General features: G+C 72.4%; 4 protein-coding genes. 2 read left to right on the top strand and 2 right to left on the bottom strand.

The annotated features are described in order from the left end of the window. Positions 1-967, top strand: a 967-nt coding sequence (locus tag AC27IO_RS22110; RefSeq protein WP_498740776.1) for a homoserine dehydrogenase, incomplete at its 5' end; no start/stop codon positions are given. A gap of 65 nt (positions 968-1,032) precedes the next feature. On the opposite strand, the gene AC27IO_RS22105 is transcribed toward AC27IO_RS22110, so the two are convergent. Together AC27IO_RS22105 and AC27IO_RS22100 are read right to left on the bottom strand one after the other, a co-directional pair. Continuing rightward, positions 1,033-1,311: a hypothetical protein gene (locus tag AC27IO_RS22105; protein WP_498740775.1), complete on the bottom strand. Its 279-nt coding sequence runs from the start codon at positions 1,309-1,311 to the stop codon at positions 1,033-1,035. Positions 1,312-1,565: 254 nt separating this feature from the next. Beyond that, positions 1,566-2,048 (bottom strand): OsmC family protein, encoded by a 483-nt coding sequence (locus AC27IO_RS22100; RefSeq protein ID WP_498740773.1) that lies wholly within the window; start codon positions 2,046-2,048, stop codon positions 1,566-1,568. 131 nt (positions 2,049-2,179) lie between these two features. Between AC27IO_RS22100 and AC27IO_RS22095 the strand changes: the two genes are divergently transcribed. Then, a partial coding sequence (locus AC27IO_RS22095; protein ID WP_498740777.1) for a DEAD/DEAH box helicase occupies positions 2,180-3,254 on the top strand: 1,075 nt, incomplete at its 3' end.

Genomic DNA, 3,254 nt, shown 5'->3' with positions numbered 1-3,254 from the left:
AGGCCGCCGTGGCCGGGGGCATCCCATCATCAAGGCCGCTGCGCGAAGGGCTCACCGCCAACCGCATCCAAGTGGATCGCCGGGCATCATCAACGGCACCACCAATTCCATCCTGACTCAGATGCGCGACGAGGGGCTGGACTTCGCGGCGGCGCTCGGCCAGGCGCAGGCGCTGGGCTATGCCGAGGCCGACCCGTCGTTCGACGTGGACGGCGTAGACGCCGCGCACAAGGCCACGCTGCTGGCGGCCAATGCGTTCGGCATGCCGGTGCGCTTCGAGCGGGCGCACGTGGAGGGCATCCGCGGGCTGCAGGCGATCGACGTGGCGTGCGCCCAAGCGCTGGGCTTTCGCATCAAGCTGCTGGGCATGGCGCGCCGGGATCTGGAGGCGGGCGAGGGCGAAGACCAGGGCGTGGAGCTGCGCGTGCACCCCGCCCTGGTGCCTGCACGGCACCTGCTGGCGCAGGTGGACGGCTCGATGAACGCGGTGCTGGTCAAGGGCGATGCCTGTGGCGTGACGATGTACTACGGCGCGGGCGCAGGGTCCGAGCCCACCGCGTCGGCTGTGGTGGCCGATCTGGTGGACGTGGCGCGCCTGGCGGCCGACGGCAGCGCCGCGCACCGCGTGCCGCACCTGGCGTTCCATCCGCATGCGCAGCAGGACCGGGCGGTGAAGTCCATCGGGGATGTGCGCACGCGGCATTACCTGCGCGTGCCGGTGGCGGCGGGCCGGGCGGATGCCATTGGGGTGGTGTCGGAGCATCTGGCGCGCGCCGGGGTGGCGGTGCGATCGCTGAGGGTGCATGCCGTTGGTGCGGCGCAGGGCGATGCGGCCGTGGACCAGGTGCTGGCGCTCACGCACGAGGCCGCCGATGCGCAGGTGCAGGCGGTGCTGGAGCAACTGCGCGAGGTGCCGGGCCTGTGCGTACAGGCGCCGGTGCGGCTGCGGGTGGAAATGCTGGAGTGACGACGGGGGCGGGCGAGGGGTCTGCTGCTGCGGCGGCGGCGCGCTTGCGTGGCCCCGCCGTCCGCTCAGCGCTTTTGCTTCTGGTAGGCCTCGTGGGCTGGCTTGCCGCGGTCGGTGTCCTGCAGGCCGCGCTGCACGTCCTTGTAAGCCTGCTGCATTTCTTGGGATGGCTCGCCGCCGGTCATCTCCACCGCCTGATCGCGCTCGTGCGGCAGGCGGGGCTCGGGGCCGTCGGGGTTCTTGCTGTCGGCGTCGGGGGCGGGGTGCGACTGCGTGGTGTCGACGCGGCGCTCCTTGCGCTCGGGCACCGGGGTCTCGGAAAGGGAATCGCGGGGGGTGGACATTGCGGGGCTCCTGTCGTGTGGCTGTGCCGGAAAGGCATGGCCTCGATGCTAGGAAAGCCCTCCGGCGGCGTCTGTAGGCGGGTGCGCACAGCCGGCGACGGCGGGGGCGATTTGAAGCCTTTCAGGCCGCTGGCGCAATCAATACTAGGGCGTATTGCTATTAATTGAATAGCAACCGGGTGGTGCTCCGGCACGCGGCCGCCCGCCGCGGCGGTGGCGGCCCCGCGCGCAATCCACGGCGGGATCGAAGCCCCTCAGGCCGCGTCCGCCGTTTCCAGCACGGGCGCGCAGTCGATGCGCGTGCGGACCGAGTTGGCGAGAAAGCACGCCGCGTGCGCCCGGTGGTGCAGCGCCTCCAGCGCCTCCTGGCTGGGCGCGTGGGCCGGGTCGAAGCGGGTGACGGGGCGCAGCTGCACGTGGGCGACCACGGGGCGGCCCTGGTCGTCCGGCGCCATGGTGCCCACGGCGTCGTCGCGGTAGTGGTCCACGCGCCAGCCGTCGCGGCAGGCCAGGTCCAGGAACCACAGCATGTGGCAGCTCGACAGCGCCGCGACGAAGGCCTCCTCCGGGTCCACCGCGGCTGCGTCGGAGTAGGGCAGGGGCACGACGTGCGGCGAGGACGACGCGGCGACGGTGGCCCCGCCGTCGAACTGCCATTGGTGGGCGCGGTGGTAGCGCCGGTCCAGGAAGACGTCGCTGCCGCGCTGCCAAGTGATGGAGGCCAGGTGTTCTGCCATGGGGGTCTCGTTTCGGTCGGTTGGAGGGGTGGGGAACGAAGGGACGCCCCGGGAGTTTAGGGACCTCCGGCCGTGCCCTGTCGAGAACCCGAACCGTTTCCGGGGCCGGCCCGGGCATGCCACACTACTGTATGTCTCAACAGGAATGGGCCGCGCAGGCCCTGCAGTCTTTCGATGCGGTGGTGGGCGCCACCGAGGGGTTCCGCAGCCGCGCCGGCCAGCGGCGCATGGCCGAGCAGGTGGCGCACACCTTCAGCGTGGCGCAGCTGGGCAAGGTGGAGGAGGGGCCCGACGGCGAGGCGCCGCCGCCCACGCGCTCCATCGCCGTCGTGCAGGCGGGCACGGGGGTCGGCAAGTCGCTGGCCTACAGCGTGCCGGCCATCGCCATGGCGATCTCGCGCGGCACGCGGGTGCTGATCTCCACGGCCACGGTGGCGCTGCAGGAGCAGCTCGTCAACAAGGACCTCCCGGCCCTGGCCGCGCGCATGGAGCAGCCCTTCAAGTTCGCCCTGGCCAAGGGCCGCGGGCGCTATGTGTGCAAGCTCAAGCTGGAGCGGCTCGCCGGCACGGGCGAGGCCCATTCGCCGGAGGAGGAGGACCTCTTCGCCGAGGAAGAGGCGGCCACCCGCGCCGCCCGCCCGCGCCAGGAGACCGAGGCGCGCATGAAGTTCTACGCCACCATGGCCGACGTGCTCGCCAAGGGCGCCTGGGACGGCGACCGCGACAGCCTGGAGGTGCCGCCCGAGTCCGAGGTGTGGAGCCCCGTGGCGGCCGAGGCCAGCTCCTGCACCGGCAAGCACTGCCCGGCCTTCAGCCAGTGCACCTACTACGACCGGCGCAAGGCGCTGGTGGCCGCGCAGGTCATCGTGGCCAACCACGACCTGCTGCTGTCCTCGCTGGGCGCGCGGCTGCTGCCCGAGCTGGACAACTGCCTGCTGGTGCTGGACGAGGCGCACCACCTGCCCGCGACCGCGCTCGACCAGTTCGCGTGCGAGGCCGACCTGTCCCGCCTGACCTGGATCGACCGCCTGGCCAGCCGCGCGCTGCGCATCGGTGCGCTGGTCGAGGTGGAGGAAATCGCCGACATCCCCAACCATTCCGCGCGCCTGCGCGCCGCGCTGCAGGACGTGGCCCGGCTGGTGATGGACGTGTACGGCGAGCAACTGCGCGCCCCCAGGCCGGCCTGGGGCGGCCGCGCCCAGCCCG

The organism is Acidovorax sp. KNOB132, assembly GCF_057541515.1.
Note: the sequence above shows the minus strand (reverse complement) of the source record. Positions and strands in the feature narration are given on the sequence as shown.